Genomic DNA, 20,876 nt, shown 5'->3' with positions numbered 1-20,876 from the left:
TATTTAGACAAATCTAAACTGCCTATACATTTTACATGATTAAATTTTCAAAGAAGAAAATCAATTAATTGACTTTCTAACCTTATTATTAGCACTCTTGTTTTTATAATACATGGAAATTATATCTACAAAAGGTTATGAATAACCAAATAGACGATTTATTGATAAAAATACATAATTAATTATGTACTTTATAACTATTTTGTGTTAAAATAATAAAGATTAAGTAACTAAAATTTTAATGTTACATATTTTAATAATAAAATAAAAAAAGGAGGGTTAAAATTCGGAGAACTTACGAGACAATAGTATTATAGCGCCAGAACTTATTAATAAGTTGACGAGGACAGAGTTATCGAATATTCGGCGGATGCTCTGCGGTGTAGCTTCATCGATAAGGTTTTTACAAAAGTAACAGGTGACTGTTAAAACAAAGTGAAACCTTTAAGCTTGCAAATCTTTAATGAAATAACACATGTCAAAGTTTAAGTTTTCCCCAAAACAATATTTGTTTAAAAAAGTGACAAAAAAAATTTATTCGAGGAATCATATAATAATATTATCAAAATCTAATATTATTTATTATGGTGTGCTTGAAAAGAAAAAATTCGAGTATTATTTAATTTGAAAAAAAATAAAAAGAATGGAGAACTTATATGTGTGGAATAGTAGGTTATATTGGATTTGAAGATGTAAAAGAAATTATATTAGGCGGATTAGAAAAGCTTGAATACAGAGGATACGATTCAGCTGGTATTGCTATAGAGAATAATGATAATATGTATATATGTAAAGAAAAAGGACGTATAGCACAGTTAAGAGAATCTATAGATAAAAACATAACAGGAACAATTGGAATAGGACATACTAGATGGGCAACCCATGGAATTCCAAATAAAATTAATTCTCATCCTCATCAAAGTTATACAAAGAGATTTACATTGGTACACAACGGAATAATTGAAAACGAAGATGAATTGAGAAAAAAATATTTAAATAATACAAAATTTACCAGTGATACTGATACAGAAGTTATAGTTCAACTAATAGAGAAATTCGTTAATGATGGAGAGTCTGTAGAATTAGCAATCAGACATACTATGAGCGAACTTGAAGGTTCCTATGCATTAGCCATACTAGATAAAACTGACACAGATACTATATATGCAGCTAAAAATAAAACACCTTTATTGGCGGGTAAAGGAGAAGGTTTTAATATGGTAGGCAGTGATGCGATGGCAATGATTAATCATACAAATCAATTTTATGAAATTGAAGACAGAGAATTTTTGAAAATAACAAAAGACAATATTGAAATATACACAATATATGGTAATAAAGTAACTAGAGAGCCATATATAGCAGACATAGATTCTTCAGACATAGAAAAGGGAACATACCCGCATTATATGATGAAAGAAATTGAAGAACAGCCATTTGTTATGAGAAAAATTATGTCAGAGTATTCTGACGAAAAGGGTAACATGAAAATTTCCCCGGAAATAATACAAAATGTAAGGGAATGTGACAAATTATATATAATAGCTTGCGGTACTAGTTATCATGCCGGTCTCATTGGAAAGCAATTCTTTGAAAAAATTGCAGGAAAACCTACAGAAGTTATTATAGCCAGTGAATTCATTTATAATATGCCATTACTGTCAGAAAATCCACTTTTTATGTTCATTTCACAAAGTGGTGAAACAGCTGATAGTAGAGCTGTATTGGTAAAAGTAAAAGAAATGGGTTATAAAACATTAACACTGACAAATGTAAAAGGCTCAACTTTATCTAGAGAAGCAGATAGCACATTACTTTTATATGCAGGACCTGAAATAGCAGTTGCTTCAACGAAGGCATATACTGCACAAATAGCTGTATTAGCTATACTTGCAGCATCAGTAAATAATAAAATAAATATTGATATATTTAAAGAATTAAGTAAAATTGCATACACAATGGAAACCCTCTGTGATGATAAAGATAATTATAAAGCTCTTGCAGAAAAATATTTACAAAATAGTAGAAATTGTTTCTATATTGGAAGAAGTATGGATTACTTTATTTGTTTGGAAGCATCACTTAAACTTAAAGAAATTTCATATATACAAACAGAGGGATTTGCTGCAGGTGAATTAAAACATGGTACAATAGCTCTGATTGAAGACAATACACCAGTAATAGCTATAATAACTCAAGAAAATATTAATTTAAATACAAGAAGTAATATTAAAGAAGTTAAAGCTAGAGGTGCTGCTACAATGGTAATATCCATGCGTAAGTTTAGCCAAGAAACAGATCAAATAGTAATAGATGATGTAAATGAATTGCTTTCACCTTTAGCAACAATAATTCCAGCTCAATACCTAGCATATTATGCAGCTTTACTAAAGGGCTGTGATATTGATAAGCCAAGAAATTTAGCAAAGTCAGTAACAGTTGAGTAATGTAAAATAGGGTTTGAAGAATTTGTAGTCGTACAATAAAGTTGCAAAAATAAAAATGAATAATTATTGATAAAAATATAATAGTAAGTTGTTACACAAAAATCACTTAGAAGACTGAACACTATTAATTCTTTAAGTGATTTTTTATATATGTCAGTTCATATAGCATAAAGATTGCGAAATAACTATAGGATGAAAACTTGATTAATATGCTGTAGCAAATAAAAGACCACAAGAATACTTGTGTTTATATAGATATCAATTTATGAAAGGAGCTGTTCATTATGAAAAAAATATATATGCAGACTATTACATTAATACTGGGGGTTAATGTTATTTAACCTCTTGATAAAAATTGGAGGAAATATGAATAATAACATTACATTGAAAAAAATTGATGAATCAAATTTTATTGATTGCTTTAATTTGAAGTTAAAAAAAGGACAAGAGGAATATGTTTCACATCCTATTCGTAGCTTAGCACAAGCATATGTATATTATAGTCAGTGTATTCCTTTTGGTATATATTATGCTGAAAAAATGGTTGGATACGTAATGATTATATATGATTATGATGAAGAAACATATAATATATGGCACATGATGATTGATGGAATTGAGCAGGGAAAGGGATATGGACGAAATGCGTTAAATTGCGTATTGGAGTATATTCGTCAAAAACCATTTGGCAAATCTGAAGTTGTACTCTTAACTTGCAATCCAAATAATTTATCAGCGTATCATTTATATAAAAAAATGGGTTTTAAAGAGACAGGTAAAACTGATGAAGATGAAGTCGAATTGAAGATTTTGTTAAGTTAGTTTAAAGGATTAAAGGAATTCTTATTTTACTGTGAGAGTTCCTTTTAAAAAAGAAACATGATATTGAAAATTGTCTTAATACTATAGAACAATTACCATATATATTTTAAAATTATAACACAAATTTGCCACAATTATTGTTTATATTATAAATATAAATTAAAATAATTAAATGGAGGTTTGAAATGAAGCTTAATAAAATAATAATATCCGGATTAGCTGTACTTACTATAGCAGCTACGTCAATAACTGCATTTGCATTTACTTACAATTCACCTGCTGAAATAGTTGCTAATTTAGCAGGAAAACCTGTTGAGGAAGTGGTGGCAAATAGATATGAATCAAGCAAAACGTATGGTCAGATTGCTTATGATGAAGGTTTATGGGAAGAGTATAGAGATGAAATGAATGAAAGTAAAAAAGCTTTCTTAGATGAGAAAGTAACTGAAGGTGCAATTACACAAGAAGAAGCTGATCAATATTATAACAACATGCTTGAAAGACAAGAATTCTGCCATGGTAATGGAACAGGTGGATATGGTATGCGTGGATATGGATTCGGTAATGGCGGCCAAGGTAGAGGAATGGGTTTTGGCAGAGGTAGGCAATAAATAAGAGGAGCTATCTCAAAATAAAGTATAAATATTTTAAGGGAGATAGCTCCCTTTTTTTATTAAAAAAATAAAAAAAATCTTAAATGTAAAAATCGGTTAATTTGATATAAACACGTATATTTGCTATAATTGTATATATTTAAAATGTTATGAAAATTAAGATTAGCTATAATTTCTGAAAGGATTGCAATAATGAGATATATAAAAAAAATACCCTCTACAGATAAAGAATTGAGTGAAAAATTAATATCTGAGGGGTGGGAGAAAATAAAAGAACCATCTAATTTAGGTATAGCAACTTTATTGTCAGTACCTTTTATGTTAATAAATGGAATTATATCTATAGTTATTTTATTTTTTTTGTATCATCCATTGCAAGAATTTATATACAATAGCAAGCAAGGATTTAACATAAGTTTTACAATAAATCAATCTACACTTATATACGTTGTTATATTTTTTTTATTTATGATAATACATGAATTTTTACATGCTTGTTTTATACCTAATTTCTTGAAGTCAGAAAAAACTTATTGGGGGATTAATGGATTATTCGGATTTGTTTATACTACAGAAAAAATTAAAAAGAGCAGATTCTTAATAATTTCAATTATGCCATTTCTTTTGCTATCAATTATATTACCTTTCATTCTCAAAGATTTGGGGTGGTTAAATGAATTCACTATATTTCTATGTTTTGTAAATTCAGTAGGTTCATGTGTTGATTGTTTAAATATATGCATTGTTGGAATACAAGTTCCAAATAATTCATACATTGTAAATAACGGATTTGAGACATATTTCAAGTAATTTTCATTATATTTATTGTGCAGTTAGGTTGTTAGGCGAGACATTAAGGCCGTGGTGGGCTGAAAAGGCTTATTGCCAACATTCTCACCTTAAGGAAAATAGATGATAGATATATTTTTGTTTCCCATGTTAAAGGGGAAAGATAGTAATATCTTAAAATAAGAAGATGTTTTGTGTGAATTAATTTAATAATAGTAATTGAAAACTAAAGATATAAAAAAACATGTATCAATCAAGAAAATTATAATATACATGTTTTTTTATGCTTTAAAACAGCTGGAAAATATATTAAATATGGAAAAAATAACACGACTCTTAGATTTAATTAATTCAAAGGCTAAAATTACATAAAATTATGTCGAATATATATATAATGTTATTTATTGTTAAAATTATTATTATTTTCTAAATTATTTTTACCATAAAATTATGAGGTATATAAAACCTATAAAATATTATAAAAATAACTTTTTATAATATGTGTATGTAGGTAGATATAATTAAACATATCATTTTAAATCATAACGGAGGAAGCTTAATGAATTGGATTAAAGGTAAAGGCAAAGCCAAATTAAAAGACATTAAAGTAAAGGACAAAAACAAAGGTAAAGATAAGGGTAAAGGTAAAAAAATAAAAAAATTCAAATTCTGGGGTATTAGATCAAAACTTATTATTTATTTTTCAATTTTAATTTTTATTTCATCTATTACTTTAGGTCTTATATTATTACAAAGATCCAGTGAAGTTGTTACAGAAAAATCAGAAGAATCTCTAAGATTATTGGCAGAAGAGGCATCTAAGTTAACTATAAGCAGAGTAGAAACACATCAAAAAACATTGGATATGATATCTATTATGCCAAATATAAATTCAATGGATTGGGAAATACAACTACCTATTTTACAAAATTCAATTGAAAGTACTAATTTCTTAGATGTCGCTGTTGTTCAGCCTGACGGCTATGCGTCTTATACAGATGGTACTGAAACTTATTTGGGTGATAGAGATTATGTAATAAAAGCTTTAGGCGGAGAATCGAATGTATCTGATTTACTAGTTAGTCGTGTAACTAGCAAGGTTGTTGTAATGTATGCTACACCTATTAAAAAGGATGGTAAAGTAGTAGGAGCATTAATAGGACGAAGTGATGGAAATGCCTTAAGTGAAATTGCAGATGATACCGGTTTTGGAGATAGTGGATACGGTTATATGATTGATAATATTGGTACCATTGTGGCTCACCCAGATAGAGAAAAGGTAATGACTCAATTTAATCCAATTATTGAAGCAGAATTTGATGATAGTGTAAAATCATTAGCAACATTATTTGAAAAAGTGTTGGAAGAAAAAACTGGAGTTAGTAATTATTCTTATGAGGGTGTAGATTTAAATGCTGGATTCACATCTATTGAAGGTACTAATTGGTCATTTATTATTACTGCTAATCAAGATGAAGTATTATCTGCAATCCCTGAAATGCAAAAGAACGTTTTAAATGTAGTAATTATCTCTTTAATAGTTAGCGTAATACTAGTTGGATTAATTGGAAATTCAATTGCTAGTCCTATCGTGAAAGCTGCCCAACTTTCCAAAAGAATTGCTGACTTGGATATTACAGAAGATGTACCAGTAAAATTTAAAAAGAAAAAAGATGAAATAGGAGACTTATCAAATGCGCTTCAGGTTATTATTGATAGCCTTAGAAATATTATTAATGAAATAAGCAATACATCAGAACAAGTACTTGCTTCTTCAGAAGAATTAAGTGCAGCATCACAACAATCAGCTACTGCTGCTGAACAGGTTTCTCAAACTGTAGAAGAAATTGCAAAAGGTGCATTTAATCAAGCACAAAGTACAGAAGAAGGTTCTACTAAATCTTATGAATTAGGTAGAATTATTGAAAATGATCAAGAATATGTGAAGAGTCTAAATGATGAATCAAATAAAGTAACAGAAGTAGTTGATGAAGGATTAAAAGAAATTGATAATTTATATAAAATAACAGAAGAAAGTAACGAAGCAACAAACGAAATAAAAGAAGTAATATTAAAGACAAATGATAGTTCTAGTAAAATAGGACAAGCAAGTACTGTGATTTCTACCATAGCACAACAAACAAATTTATTAGCATTAAATGCAGCAATAGAAGCAGCAAGAGCTGGTAATGCAGGTAAGGGATTTGCAGTGGTTGCAGAAGAAATTAAAAATTTGGCACAACAATCAGCTTCCTCTACAAAGGAAATTGACGAAATTGTAAATGAATTACAAATTAATACTTTAAATGCTGTAAATACAATGGAGAGAATATTGACTATAACAGAACAACAAACAAATAGTGTAGTTAATAGTAAAGATAAGTATAAATTAATTAAAGAAGCAATGATGGAAACTGAAGAAACTGTAAAACAATTAAATGCTTCAGGGGATGAAATGGAGAAGATGAAGGATCAAATACTTGCAACAATGGAAGACTTATCTGCCATAGCAGAAGAAAATTCGGCTGCAACACAAGAAGCAACAGCATCTATTGAAGAACAAGCAGCTTCATCAGAAGAAATCGCAGGTTCAAGTGAAGGCTTATCAACTTTAGCGCAAAATTTACAAACTATTATTGCAAAATTTAAAATATAATATTTAATTAAAAAGTAATTATATAGTAAAAGCCCTTTCAATATATTGGAGGGGTTTTTTATTTAAGATAGTATTCATAGACAGATATAAGGAAATATATACCATATTTGTTAGATTTATTACTATTTTAAAGCTAAAATTACATAAAATTATGTCGAGTATATAGGGTAGAAATAACATATATATCATTTTTTAACAGAGGATATAATGTTTTAAATTATAATGGAGGAAGCGTAATGAATAGGATTAAAGGCAAAGGTAATAAAATGAAGAAAATTAAAATTTGGGGTATTAGATCAAAACTTATTATTTATTTTTCAATTTTAATTTTAGTGTCATCTATTTCTTTAGGACTTATATTATTACAAAGATCCAGTGAAGTTGTTACAGAAAAATCAGAAGAATCTCTAGAATTGTTGGCTGAAGAGGCATCTAAGCTAACTGTAAGTAGAGTAGAAACACAGCAAAAAACATTGGATATGCTATCTATTATGCCAAATATAAATTCAATGGATTGGGAAATACAACAACCTATTTTACAAGACTCAGTTAAGAATACAAATTTTCTTGATATAGCAATAGTTACACCTGATGGAGATGCTCATTATTCAAATGGTAATGTAAGTCAGTTAGGTGATAGAGATTATGTTAAAAAAGCATTAAATGGAGAATCAAATGTGTCAGATTTGATAATTAGTCGTGTAACTAATGAAGTGGTGTTAATGTATGCAGCACCTATTGAAAAAGATGGAAAAGTAATAGGGGCATTAGTAGGACGAAGTGATGGAAATAGCCTAAGTATGATTGCAGATGATACTGGTTTTGGAGATAGTGGATACGGTTATATGATTGATAATATTGGTACCATTGTGGCTCACCCAGATAGAGAAAAGGTAATGACTCAATTTAATCCAATTATTGAAGCAGAATTTGATGATAGTGTAAAATCATTAGCAACATTATTTGAAAAAGTGTTGGAAGAAAAAACTGGAGTTAGTAATTATTCTTATGAGGGTGTAGATTTAAATGCTGGATTCACATCTATTGAAGGTACTAATTGGTCATTTATTATTACTGCTAATCAAGATGAAGTATTATCTGCAATCCCTGAAATGCAAAAGAACGTTTTAAATGTAGTAATTATCTCTTTAATAGTTAGCGTAATACTAGTTGGATTAATTGGAAATTCAATTGCTAGTCCTATCGTGAAAGCTGCCCAACTTTCCAAAAGAATTGCTGACTTGGATATTACGGAAGATGTACCTGCAAAATTTAAAAAGAAAAAAGATGAAATTGGAGACTTATCAAATGCGCTTCAGGTTATTATTGATAGCCTTAGAAATATTATTAATGAAATAAGCAATACATCAGAACAAGTACTTGCTTCTTCAGAAGAATTAAGTGCAGCATCACAACAATCAGCAACTGCTGCTGAACAGGTTTCTCAAACTGTAGAAGAAATTGCAAAAGGTGCATTTAATCAAGCACAAAGTACAGAAGAAGGTTCTACTAAATCTTATGAATTAGGTAGAATTATTGAAAATGATCAAGAATATGTGAAGAGTCTAAATGATGAATCAAATAAAGTAACAGAAGTAGTTGATGAAGGATTAAAAGAAATTGATAATTTATATAAAATAACAGAAGAAAGTAACGAAGCAACAAACGAAATAAAAGAAGTAATATTAAAGACAAATGATAGTTCTAGTAAAATAGGACAAGCAAGTACTGTGATTTCTACCATAGCACAACAAACAAATTTATTAGCATTAAATGCAGCAATAGAAGCAGCAAGAGCTGGTAATGCAGGTAAGGGATTTGCAGTGGTTGCAGAAGAAATTAAAAATTTGGCACAACAATCAGCTTCCTCTACAAAGGAAATTGACGAAATTGTAAATGAATTACAAATTAATACTTTAAATGCTGTAAATACAATGGAGAGAATATTGACTATAACAGAACAACAAACAAATAGTGTAGTTAATAGTAAAGATAAGTATAAATTAATTAAAGAAGCAATGATGGAAACTGAAGAAACTGTAAAACAATTAAATGCTTCAGGGGATGAAATGGAGAAGATGAAGGATCAAATACTTGCAACAATGGAAGACTTATCTGCCATAGCAGAAGAAAATTCGGCTGCAACACAAGAAGCAACAGCATCTATTGAAGAACAAGCAGCTTCATCAGAAGAAATTGCTGGTTCAAGTGAAGGATTATCAACTTTAGCACAAAATTTACAAACTATTATTGCGAAATTTAAAATTTAAAATTAAGTTAAAAAGTATTTATATAGTAACATAATGAATGAATTTGAATATAATAATACAAGCTTTATAATAAAGGAATGGTAATATGTTTTGTTATATAATCCCATGGTTTGCCTTAGGATATGGGTTTGGAAAATGTAATGAAAGACGTAACGAGCGTAGATGTAGAAGAAATAGATTTTATGAACATCAGCATGAGAACAGAAGATACTAATATAAAATAGTATAGAGTTAATTGAAATAAATATTATATTAATTTAGTAACCCTTTCGAGATATCGGAGGGGTTTTTATTCAGAGGTAAACAAATTGTTAAAATATACCATAATTGTTAGATTTATTATAATTTAAAAGCTAAAATTACATAATAATAAGTCGATAATATATATAGAGTAATTTTTACTATGTTATAATTATTTTGGGTTAACACCCCCCATATAACCCAAAATATTATATAAAAACTTCTTCTTGGTAAATAACTATATTTATTAGGAAGAAGTTTTTTAATAAAAGTTATTTATAACCATTTTTTTTGTCTATTGCTTCTTGTTTAATTTCCCTTCTCATACCTTTTAAGGATTGTTCTCTTCTTTTGTTTTTTTCTTCTAATTCTCTTTTCATTTTATTATCTTCAGTGCTTTTAATAATATCCTTTGTTTCTCTGTAATTAGATATTGTGTTATCAATATTATTTTGAATTCTATTAACATTATCTCTTCTGTCATCTGGCTTTGGCTTATTGTTCATAATTTCTACTCCTTATATAATTTTTAAAATCATCAGTCTTATTAGTTTGTTATAAAATTATGTTCTTATACTATATAAAAATAGTTGGCAATGGTTATTATTGCATATGGTTAATTGTAACAAAGTTTGGCAATACTTGGTCTAATTTATATTGACTATTAAAATATCATATTATATAATAATAAAAACTTTAAAATTATATTGAAAACGAGAGATTTTTCGACTCAGCAATAATTACCGTAATTGGAGGTTGTGACTTGGCTACATTTGATGATTTTATGAAATTAGATATTAGAGTTGGTGAAATTATAAAAACAGAATTTTTTGAAAAAGCTAGAAAACCAGCATATAAATTATGGGTTGACTTTGGAGATGAAATTGGTATTAAGAAATCAAGCGCCCAAATTGTAGATTGTTATAAGAAGGAAGAACTAGTTGGCAAACAAGTTTTAGGAATTGTAAACTTTCCTCAAAGACAAATTGCAGATTTTATGTCTGAGGTTTTAGTACTGGGAATTTATGCCGAACAAGGAGTTGTTTTAATACAACCAGAACAGTCAGTGAAGAAAGGTGATAAATTAGGTTAATGATTAATAATAGTATATTAGCGAAAAATAATAAATTGTTTTAATATGGAGGTAATAATGGAGAAAGTACAATATGTATGTGTGAAATGTGGAAATAGGGAGTATGAAGTAGATCAATTTCAAGCAACTGGAGGAAACTTTGCAAAGATATTTGATGTGCAAAATAAGAAATTTACTACTATAAGTTGTAAACAATGTGGTTATACAGAGTTGTATAAAGGTTCTTCATCTGACGGCTGGAATATATTAGATTTTCTTATAAATTAACATTGACATTATCTTGAATTATAGTAAAATAAGATGTGGTGATGGAGTTCACCTTTAATCGCATAAATGCTAATGACTCCTACAAAAATAGATTTAAATTTATTTTTGTGGGATTTTTTTGTTTGTATTTTAAAAAAAGCATTGGAGAATTTTATGACAACAAGTTTAGGAATTATAGTTATTTTAGGATTATTAGCAAATAGAATATTTACGAAAATGAGATTACCTGGATTATTAGGCATGTTAATATTAGGAGTAATTATTGGTCCGTATGGATTAAACTGGATTGACCAGGAACTACTGAAAGTATCAGAAGATCTTAGACAGATTGCTTTAATTATAATTTTATTGAGAGCAGGGTTAGGAATAAGTAAAGATGATTTAAATAAAGTTGGTAGAACTGCAATAAAACTAAGCTGTATTCCAGGATTAATAGAAGGCTTTACTATAGCGTTCCTTTCAATGAAATTACTCGGTTTTACCTTTATACAAGGAGGAATTTTAGGATTTATTATTGCTGCAGTATCTCCCGCTGTTGTAGTTCCTCAAATGTTAGAATTAATTGACAAAAAAATAGGAGTTAATAAAAGTATTCCAACTTTAATTTTGGCAGGTGCTTCAATAGATGATGTATTTGCTATAACTGTATTCACAACGTTTTTAGGATTATATAGTGGTAAGCATGTAAATATAGGTATACAAATTCTTAATATACCTGTATCTATTATTTTAGGTGTTATATTAGGTTTTTTAATTGGATTGATAATGATTAAATCATTCAAGAAGTATTTTATAAGAGATACTAAAAAAGTTTTGTTAATACTAGGTTCTGCTATATTACTTACAGCAATTGAAGATCTTTTAAAAGATAAAATTGAAGTAGCAAGTCTTTTAGGGGTCATGACAATAGGCTTTATAATACTTGAAAAAACACCTAAAGTGGCGAAAAGATTGTCGGTTAAATTCAATAAGATATGGATTTTTGCAGAAATTTTATTATTTGTATTGGTAGGTTCACAAGTAAACATAAATGTTGCATTTAATGCTGGGTCAATAGGACTTATAATAATATTTGTAGGTTTAATTGGAAGAAGTTTTGGAGTAATATTATCTACATTAGGAACAGATTTAAACTGGAAAGAAAGATTATTTTGTGCGATTTCATATTTGCCAAAGGCCACTGTTCAAGCTGCAATAGGTGCAGTTCCACTGTCTTTAGGAGTAAAATCAGGAGATATTATATTAGCTATAGCAGTATTATCAATATTAGTTACAGCACCATTAGGTGCCATAGGTATTAAAGCATCAGCTAAGAAACTATTGAAAATTTAATAATATCAAGCAATTTGATAATTTAGGTTTATATGTTTATGAATATTATTATGATATAAGATGTATTAATAAATTTAATAAATCATAAAGACATTGAATTAATCATACCTTATAAGAAAGATATTAAAAAAGGTTTGGTGATGAAATGTCTTCTTTTTATACTAGTGTTATACATAACTTTTTAATTGCCTTCGGAGTAGTTGTAGGTGCAAGTATTTTTTCTGGGATAGGAGCAATAATTACAAACCATCCACCATATAAAGCAATGATTGAAGTTGCCAGTTCAATAAAGATATGGGCTATAGCTGCTTCTTTAGGTGGAACTTTTTCATCACTTACAGTTATAGAAAAAGGGATTTTTGAAGGTGAAATAAGAACACTGATAAAGCAAGCTTTATATATACTTATATCTCTAATTGGGGCTAATGTAGGATATGGTTTTATCAGACTTATCCAAAGGTGTAGTGAAATATGGGGAAATTAAAAGAAAGCTGTTTAAAATTTATTTTTTGCTTTATAGCAGGATTATTATGGGGGGTACTAATTGGTTCTGTAATAATGAGTATTTTAGTAAGTTATAGAATGGATTTGTTTTATGAAGAAATTGCGTATTTGAAAAATACTATAGTTGATAAAAATGAAAAACTTGAAAAGCTTGAAAAGTCAATAAATAATTATAATTTTATCCTTAAAGATATAGAAATCATATTAGACTTTGGTGAAGTCCAAATTTCCCAAATTGATAACATTGAAATAGAAAAAGTTATAAAGGAAAAGTTTAATTCTTCTATAGGAAAAGAAGTAAAAAATCTTGATGCCGAAATACTTGAACAAGTAATAGATAATAGAATTTTAAAGTTTGATGATGCTGAGTATAAATTAAATGTAATTAAACTGGTACTTACAGATATATTGAAACTATGGATAGAAGTCGAGTTGATTACTATTCAATAATTCATTAAAAAATATTATTCTTCACTTCGTAGAGAATTACATATAAATATAACTTAACTTTATTGATTTATTTTAGAAAAATAATGAAATAGCACAGTAAACTAATAATAAAGACATAATGATATTTATTATCTTAACATTTTCAGCAAGAAAACTTTGGAATATTGAACCAAACAGTGCCCAACAGCAAGTTGAAATAAAACTCATAGTTGATAGAAATAGTGCAAAAAGTAATAGTATAAAAATTGAACTATAGTATGGAACAATAAAGGTTGAAACAGTTGTAATTGCATAAAGAATTACTTTTGGATTTGCAAACTGTAGCAATAATCCATAAATAAAAGTATTTGTGTGATTTTTAATTGTTCCATTATTATCGTTTATAGGTTTGCTTTTAAATGTCTTCCAAGCCAGCCACAATATATAAGTAGCACCAATGAAAGTCATAATCGGTTTAATAGTAGGAATAAGATTGATAAGAGTCATACTAAAAATATTACATAAATTAATTATAATGAAAAATCCAAAGAAAACACCAATATTAAAAAAAATACTTTTTTTGAATCCATATCTACTAGAATTAGACATAGACATTATATTATTAGGTCCAGGTGTAAAGGTTGTAACAATTACATAAGATAAAAAAGCAGGTACATTAGGCATATTTATTACCTCCATATTTTAGAGTGACAAAAATTATATTTCTTGGGAAATATTTTTTATTATTATATCACAATGAGAAGTTTTAGCAAATAGTAAAATAATGCGATCGCGGTATGCATTCAGTTCATAGCCTACAATGTAGGGGATGCATTGTAGGCATACCGATTTTTCGTGATACTTATATAGATAGTCTGCTTGTTATAGAATAATAATTTATCCAATTGTATTAATGCCACTATTATTATATAATGTATAAAAGCTTAGGAATAAGAGGTGGCAATATGCAATTAATGAATAATCTTTTTAATGGTAAAGGTTATATAGATGGTATAACAATTATAGATTTAGAAGGAGAAATTCTATTTACAGCAAAATTTAATAATAAATTAAACTCCGGAAGTAATGAGAATTATGAAGTAGTTGGTAAGAAGTTCTTAGATGTTTATGAAAACCTCGATGAAAATACAAGTTCTACATATAAATCAATGACTTTAGGTGCTCCTTTATATACAGAAAAACAGAATCTCAAATCAAAAGGAAGAAAAGAGATAAATATTACATCCCTGTCCATTCCTATTAAATCAGGAAGTAAAATTGTTGGTGCTATAGATTTATCTGTTAATGAGGATGATTTTGAAAAGGATAATATAGAAATAAGTTCTAAAGATTTTCAGAAAAATATTCAAGATCATATTAATATAGAAACATTTGAAAATAATAAAGTCAATAAACTAAAAGGAAAAGATAATAAAGCAGTTTACGAAACTGACAGTATAATTACAAATAACAAAAAAATGATAGAATTAAAAGAATATATTACAATTGCAGCTGATTGTGATTTGCCTACATTAATTTATGGTGAAACAGGAACTGGTAAAGAGCTTTTTGCCCAAGCTATTCATAATTCAAGCAATAGAAAAAATAAACCTTTTATAGCTCAAAATTGTGCAGCCATACCTGAAAATTTATTAGAAAGTATTTTATTTGGTACATCAAAAGGAGCATTTACAGGGGCGATTGATAATATAGGATTATTAGAACTTGCTAATGGAGGAACTTTATTATTAGATGAAATTAATTCTATGCCTATACATTTGCAATCAAAACTACTGAGAGTATTACAAGACGGAACTTTCAGGAGTATAGGCTCAAAGAAAGAAAAAAAAGTAGATGTAAAAATAATAGCTGCTTTAAATGAAGAACCATTAAAATCAATTGAAGAAGGACACTTAAGACGTGATATATATTATAGATTAAGTGTTTTAAATATAAACATACCTCCTTTGCGTGAAAGAAAAGATGATATACCTATTTTGGTTAATTCTATAATATCTAAGTATAATATTGTATTGAATAAGAATATTAAATATGTATCAAGGAATTTATACCATAATTTAAGTAAGTATGATTGGCCAGGTAATATTAGAGAATTAGAAAATGTAATAATATATGGATTAAGTACTGTTAGTAAAGATAAAGAAAAGTTAGAATATTCTGACATAGAGAAAAAAATCAATGAATTAACTGAGCTTAATAGCGATGTGAAGCTTAATATGGTAGAACCATTAACTGCAATGATTCAGAATTATGAGAAAAGCATAATCGAAAAGACTTTAAAGCAGGTTGACTTCAATGTATCTAAAGCTTCGAAAATTTTAAAAGTCCCTAGACAGACATTACAAAGAAAAGTTAAAAACTATGATTTGATTTAAATAATTAGAAATCGATAGCCCACATATGAGCATGGCAGTGCCCATGTGTGGGCTATTAAATATACTTATTTAAATGTTAAAACTGAACGATTGATTGAAATTCTGTACATTTTCTATTGTAAAAACAAATACTAAAGCATGGCATATAACTTGCAATATTTAATATGACTAAATAAATTTACAGGAGGCATATTGTGATATTTGGTGTTTTAAAAGATATTAAGAATGGAGAGTACAGAGTAATTGCAACTCCGTCTGAAGTATCAACTATTATTGATGATGGACATAAGGTATTAGTTCAAAAAGGTGCAGGTGAAAAAGCTGGTTTTGCTGATGAAGATTATGTAAAAACAGGAGCTGAAATTGTAGACACAATGGAGGAAATATACTCTAAATGTGATTTGGTAGCTAAAGTTAAAGAAATAGAGCCATGTGAGTATGATTTATTGCGAGAAAATCAAATAATATTTACATGTATTCATCCTGCGGCACATGAGGAAGAAGTTCAAGCATTGTTGGATAAAAAGGTAATTGCATTTACTGCAGAAGATTCTCATAGATATGGTTCACCAAATTGTGAAGCTGCAGGAAAACAAGGTGCTTTAATGGGATTAGAATCACTTCTATCTATTAATGGAGGAAGTGGTAAATTTGTAAGTGGTTTAGCTGGAGCCCCTGGTATTAAAGTTTTAATATTAGGAGGAGGTATAGTAGGTAAAAGTGCATTACAGGTATTACAATCTTTAGGAGCTTGGGTAACTGTAATGGATGTTAATATAGCTACTTTAAGAGAAATTGGTAAATTATACAATGAAAAGGTTAATACTCAAATATCAAACAAATATAATATTAAAAAAATGTTGCCCGAAATAGACTTATTAATCAATAGTGTTAAATGGCCAAAAGGCAAAAATGATTTTTTAATTGACAGAGAAATGGTTAAAATGATGCCAGAGGGTTCTGTTATAGTTGACATAAGTAATGATTATGGAGTAATTGAAACATTCCATGAAACGACACATGAAAATCCAAGATACGTGGAAGAAGGAGTTGTTCATTATTGTGTTGGAAATATACCAGGAGCAATAGCTAATTCTACTACGATTGCTTATGCAGCTTCTGTAAATCCTCATATAAGGAATATTTTAAATTTAGGCATAGAAAAGGCATGTGCTAAGGACGGTTTCTTGAGAAGAAGCTTGACATCATATAAGGGATATTTGACACATGAGGAGACAAGTGCTATTCAAAATAGACCGTGGATTAAACCTGAAGATATATTAAATATATCTAATGAAAAATTAGATCCAGCACCACCTGCAACTGTTACCAGGTCAGAAAACTTTATAAAGTTATAAAGTTATAAATTTATTATTTATAAATTGAAATAAATACAATAATAGTTCCCTCATAACTACTAATATGAGGGGAAAAATAGGAGGAAGAGAAATGGAAGAAGTATTGAATTTAGGTATTTTATCACTTATACCTGCCGTATTAGCTATTGTATTATCATTTGTAACGAGAAATACTGTAATATCTTTAATGATAGCATGTATATCTGGAACTTTATTAGCAGGACAGGGATTAATGGGATTTCCTACTTTATTAAAAACAAGTTTAGGTTCAACGAGTTTTTCATGGGTTATGTTATTAAATACTTTTATAGGAATATTAGTAGCTTTTTTTCAAAAAACCGGTGCTATTCAAGGTTTTGCTCAATATATTCAAGATAAACAATTAAGTAGAAGAGCAATTCAATTAGTAGCATGGGTATTAGGTATGTTTGTTTATTTTAGTGATTCATTTAGTCCATTATTTGTAGGTACTACAATGAGAAGTATTTCAGATAAAGCTAAAATATCAAGAGAAAAATTATCTTATATAGCTGACTCAGGAGCAGCACCAGTAAGTGTTTTAGTACCTATTACAGGATGGGCAGCATATTTAAGTGGATTAGCTATTGGAGTTGGAGCTATAGTTACTCAGGAAGATGCTACACAGTTATTTATTAAAGCTATGCCATTTAATTTTTATGCATTAATAACAGTTGCTTTTGTAGGATTAGTAGCAGGTGGAGTAATAAAAGATTTTGGTCCTATGAAAAAAGCAGAAGAAAGGGCTATAAATGAGGGCAAAGTTATAAGAGATGGTGCTAATCCATTAATAGGTAAAGAGTTAACAGATATGGAAGCTTATCCAGGAATTAAACAAAAAGTATTCTTAAACTTTGTATTGCCAGTTATTATGATTGTAGTAATTGCTGTGGGTACTTATGTTACGTTAAAATCAGCTAAAACAATGGAAGCATTTTTGTTTGTAATTATATTTATGGGAATTAGTATGTTTATACAAGGTATACCATTTAAAGAAATAATGGATACAGCTACAGATGGTATAAAAGGAGCTATTCCTGCAGTAATTATTTTAGCATTAGCCTATTCAATAAATTCATTAAGTAAAACTATGGGAACAGCTAATTATATTATTTCAGTTAGTGAAGGATTTTTAACTCCACAATTGTTGCCAGCAATAATCTTTATTATTTCAGCAATAATGGCTTTTTCAACTGGTTCATCTTGGGGAACATTCGCAATATGTATGCCAATAGCATTACCTTTAGCATTTAATTTTACAGGTGGAGTTGTAACGACGTTAGTAGTTGCATCATTTTCTGCAGTTGCAGGTGGTGGAGTATTTGGTGATCACTGTTCACCATTATCAGATACAACAATCCTTGCCTCTACAGGGGCGGCAGCAGACCATATAGACCACGTAAAAACACAAATACCATATGCACTTATTTGTGGTGGTATAGCATTAATCGCTTATTTGATTATAGGTTTTACAAGCATGTAGTTAAAACAATTTTACTGTAGGGACGCATTGCACACGACCGCAGAGTATTTATGATATCCTCACTGTAGGGGACGCATTGCATGCGTCCCGCGGTATGCATAAAATGCATACCCTACGATTTACATTTTAAAAGCATTGCAATATTGCAATGCTTTTGTTATTTTTTCTTTTAATTTAATTTTGGAAGTAAAATACATTGAAAAAATTGTCATATTAATGTAGAATTATTTTAATAGTAATTTATTTTAACATTGTAAAGTTAGCAAAGGAAAGGTGGAGTAAATTTGAAGAAAAATAGTTTGCTAGCATTAATTGTGCTTTTTATAGTATTATTTTCCTCAATAAATGTTTATGCTGTTACAGATTATAATGAATACGCAGATAGCTTATTTGACTTAGGTGTTTTTTTGGGTACAGAAAATGGATTTGAGTTAGATAGGGCTCCTACAAGGGTTGAAGGAATTGTTATGTTAATTCGATTATTAGGTGCTGAAGAAGATGCAAAAACAATGTCCGATTTAAAAATACCATTTACAGATGTTCCTGATTGGGCTAAAGGTTATGTAGCTTATGCTTATGAAGAAGGTCTTACAAAGGGAATAAGTGATACTAAATTTGGTTCAAATAATACACTAGAAGCAAAAGCATATATTACATTTTTACTAAGAAGTTTAGGATATGATGACAGTGAAGGAGACTTTACATATATAAATGCACTAAACTATGCTTTGAAATTAGGTTTAATAGATACAGATATGTATGGAACTTTAGCAAGTTCAACATTTTTACGTTCTCATGTTGCAAAAACTTCATATGATACTTTGAAGTTTCCATACAAAGGCAAAGATGCACTTTTAATTGATATTTTAATTGTTGATGGTAAGGTAGATGAAAATATCGGTAACAAGTTTAAAGAAAAGATAATATCTGAAACAATTAAACAAGAAAAAGATACTGCTGAAGTAGCAGAAAATGTTAAAAGTATCGTAATGTTATCTTGCTCAGTACCTGAAGGAACTAGTCAAGGTAGTGGTGTTATAATAAGTTCCGATGGTGAAATAATAACTAACTATCATGTAATAAAAGGTGCAAAGGAAATAACAGTTTATTTTAATGACGGAAGTGTTTATTCTGAAGACGTTTATATACAAGATTATGATGAAAATTTAGATTTAGCAGTTATTAAAGTAGATAAAACAGACCTAGAATCAGTAGATATTGGTGATTCTAAAACACTTAAATTAGGAGAGTCTGTTGTTGCAATAGGTAGCCCATATGGGTATTTTAACACAGTAACTGAGGGTATTATATCTGCAATAAGACAGAATGATATTCAAATATCAGCAGCTATTGGCTCTGGTAGTAGTGGTGGAGGACTCTTTAATAAAAATGGAGAATTAATAGGTATTGTTTATGCTAAGTTTACTGAATCTGAAAACATGGGTTTTGCAATTCCTGTAAATTTACTTGAGGAGGTTTCAGATAAAGATTTAATTCCAGTTGATATTTTTGGAAATGATACAACTTCTTATGAAAATGAATTATATCCACCAAATAATATTGGAATAGTAGATGAAACTGATGATACTGTATATATTAATTGGGATCCAGTTCCAAATGCTGATTATTACCATTTTTATTATCAAGTTGATGGAGAGAGCTCATACTGGTATGATGAAGATAATGATTCGAAAATAAAGTTCTATTATGATGACGAGTATAGTGCTGAATATTATGACTTGGAGAATGGTATTAGATATAATATAATTGTAACAAGTGTTAAAGATGGTATTGAATCTAGCGATAGTCAGGTGTTTAGCTTTGTAAAAGGAGAAGAAGAAACATATTCTATTTATTATGATGCACATAATGGAGTACCTGATTTTGGTAAAATAACAAATTGTGAACCTTACATTGCACTAGATAATTCATATACATACAATATTTTAGATGTAGAACCAGATGATTTAGAACTATATTCATCTTACTTATTATCTAATGGATTTTATTATAGTAATAATTTTTATGACGAAAGTGGTAATGAAGTGTTGGTCTTTAGCAATAAGAGTTTAGGCAAAGAAGTTATGTTTGGACTATCACAATTAGCAGATACTACAGTATTTATTGTAGTAATATATGATATATAACATAAGAGAGG

At 28.7% G+C, this 20,876-nt stretch carries 17 protein-coding genes and 1 riboswitch; of the genes, 15 read left to right on the top strand and 2 right to left on the bottom strand.

The window, feature by feature from the left end; genetic code table 11:
- Nucleotides 1-656 precede the first annotated feature (656 nt).
- The 6 genes from glmS (at nucleotide 657) to U8307_RS03420 (ending at nucleotide 9,598) form a co-directional block, all read left to right on the top strand.
- On the top strand, nucleotides 657-2,447 hold the full coding sequence (gene glmS, locus U8307_RS03445) for a glutamine--fructose-6-phosphate transaminase (isomerizing) (protein WP_326910257.1): 1,791 nt from the start codon (nucleotides 657-659) through the stop codon (nucleotides 2,445-2,447).
- 366 nt (nucleotides 2,448-2,813) lie between these two features.
- Complete coding sequence (locus U8307_RS03440) at nucleotides 2,814-3,269, top strand: GNAT family N-acetyltransferase (RefSeq protein WP_326910255.1); 456 nt, start codon at nucleotides 2,814-2,816, stop codon at nucleotides 3,267-3,269.
- Nucleotides 3,270-3,454: 185 nt separating this feature from the next.
- Nucleotides 3,455-3,880, top strand: coding sequence for a hypothetical protein (locus U8307_RS03435; protein ID WP_326910253.1), 426 nt, complete (start codon nucleotides 3,455-3,457; stop codon nucleotides 3,878-3,880).
- Nucleotides 3,881-4,075: 195 nt separating this feature from the next.
- A complete protein-coding gene (locus U8307_RS03430) occupies nucleotides 4,076-4,693 on the top strand; it encodes a DUF3267 domain-containing protein (RefSeq protein WP_326910252.1) in 618 nt (205 codons plus the stop codon).
- Nucleotides 4,694-5,231: 538 nt separating this feature from the next.
- Nucleotides 5,232-7,328, top strand: coding sequence for a methyl-accepting chemotaxis protein (locus U8307_RS03425; protein ID WP_326910250.1), 2,097 nt, complete (start codon nucleotides 5,232-5,234; stop codon nucleotides 7,326-7,328).
- Nucleotides 7,329-7,564: 236 nt separating this feature from the next.
- Nucleotides 7,565-9,598: a methyl-accepting chemotaxis protein gene (locus tag U8307_RS03420; RefSeq protein WP_326910248.1), complete on the top strand. Its 2,034-nt coding sequence runs from the start codon at nucleotides 7,565-7,567 to the stop codon at nucleotides 9,596-9,598.
- A gap of 512 nt (nucleotides 9,599-10,110) precedes the next feature.
- Here the strand turns inward: U8307_RS03420 and tlp are convergent.
- Complete coding sequence (tlp, locus tag U8307_RS03415; RefSeq protein ID WP_326910246.1) at nucleotides 10,111-10,344, bottom strand: small acid-soluble spore protein Tlp; 234 nt, start codon at nucleotides 10,342-10,344, stop codon at nucleotides 10,111-10,113.
- Between the two features lie 257 nt (nucleotides 10,345-10,601).
- Here tlp and U8307_RS03410 point away from each other — a divergent pair, with 257 nt between their 5' ends.
- The 5 genes from U8307_RS03410 to U8307_RS03390 all read left to right on the top strand — a co-directional run bounded on the left by U8307_RS03410 (nucleotide 10,602) and on the right by U8307_RS03390 (nucleotide 13,484).
- A complete protein-coding gene (locus U8307_RS03410; RefSeq protein ID WP_326910244.1) occupies nucleotides 10,602-10,931 on the top strand; it encodes a tRNA-binding protein in 330 nt (109 codons plus the stop codon).
- Nucleotides 10,932-10,988: 57 nt separating this feature from the next.
- Nucleotides 10,989-11,198 (top strand): zinc ribbon domain-containing protein, encoded by a 210-nt coding sequence (locus U8307_RS03405; RefSeq protein WP_326910242.1) that lies wholly within the window; start codon nucleotides 10,989-10,991, stop codon nucleotides 11,196-11,198.
- A gap of 28 nt (nucleotides 11,199-11,226) precedes the next feature.
- Nucleotides 11,227-11,287, top strand: a riboswitch (Fluoride riboswitch).
- 64 nt (nucleotides 11,288-11,351) lie between these two features.
- Complete coding sequence (locus tag U8307_RS03400) at nucleotides 11,352-12,530, top strand: cation:proton antiporter (RefSeq protein WP_326910240.1); 1,179 nt, start codon at nucleotides 11,352-11,354, stop codon at nucleotides 12,528-12,530.
- 145 nt (nucleotides 12,531-12,675) lie between these two features.
- Nucleotides 12,676-13,014 carry a YtrH family sporulation protein gene (locus U8307_RS03395; RefSeq protein ID WP_326910238.1) on the top strand — a complete coding sequence of 113 codons (339 nt, stop codon included), beginning with the start codon at nucleotides 12,676-12,678 and terminating at the stop codon, nucleotides 13,012-13,014.
- Nucleotides 13,002-13,484, top strand: coding sequence for a hypothetical protein (locus U8307_RS03390; RefSeq protein ID WP_326910236.1), 483 nt, complete (start codon nucleotides 13,002-13,004; stop codon nucleotides 13,482-13,484). The genes U8307_RS03395 and U8307_RS03390 overlap by 13 nt, the downstream gene beginning before the upstream one ends.
- Before the next feature lie 72 nt (nucleotides 13,485-13,556).
- Here the strand turns inward: U8307_RS03390 and U8307_RS03385 are convergent, their stop codons facing one another.
- Entirely contained in the window at nucleotides 13,557-14,147 is a 591-nt protein-coding gene (locus U8307_RS03385; protein ID WP_326910234.1) for a LysE family transporter, read from the bottom strand.
- Nucleotides 14,148-14,428: 281 nt separating this feature from the next.
- On the opposite strand from U8307_RS03385, the gene U8307_RS03380 reads away from it, so the two are divergent.
- The 4 genes from U8307_RS03380 to U8307_RS03365 all read left to right on the top strand — a co-directional run bounded on the left by U8307_RS03380 (nucleotide 14,429) and on the right by U8307_RS03365 (nucleotide 20,865).
- Nucleotides 14,429-15,859 carry a sigma-54 interaction domain-containing protein gene (locus U8307_RS03380; RefSeq protein WP_326910232.1) on the top strand — a complete coding sequence of 477 codons (1,431 nt, stop codon included), beginning with the start codon at nucleotides 14,429-14,431 and terminating at the stop codon, nucleotides 15,857-15,859.
- Nucleotides 15,860-16,053: 194 nt separating this feature from the next.
- A complete protein-coding gene (locus tag U8307_RS03375) occupies nucleotides 16,054-17,217 on the top strand; it encodes an alanine dehydrogenase (RefSeq protein WP_326910230.1) in 1,164 nt (387 codons plus the stop codon).
- 91 nt (nucleotides 17,218-17,308) lie between these two features.
- The gene (locus U8307_RS03370; RefSeq protein ID WP_326910228.1) at nucleotides 17,309-18,718 is read left to right on the top strand and encodes a Na+/H+ antiporter NhaC family protein; all 1,410 of its coding nucleotides are present in this window, start codon (nucleotides 17,309-17,311) and stop codon (nucleotides 18,716-18,718) included.
- Nucleotides 18,719-19,002: 284 nt separating this feature from the next.
- Entirely contained in the window at nucleotides 19,003-20,865 is a 1,863-nt protein-coding gene (locus tag U8307_RS03365; RefSeq protein ID WP_326910226.1) for a trypsin-like peptidase domain-containing protein, read from the top strand.
- Nucleotides 20,866-20,876 lie beyond the last annotated feature (11 nt).

It is taken from the genome of Sedimentibacter sp. MB31-C6, from assembly GCF_035934735.1.
Lineage (GTDB): Bacteria > Bacillota > Clostridia > Tissierellales > Sedimentibacteraceae > Sedimentibacter.
This window is presented reverse-complemented; position numbering and strand designations above follow the sequence as displayed.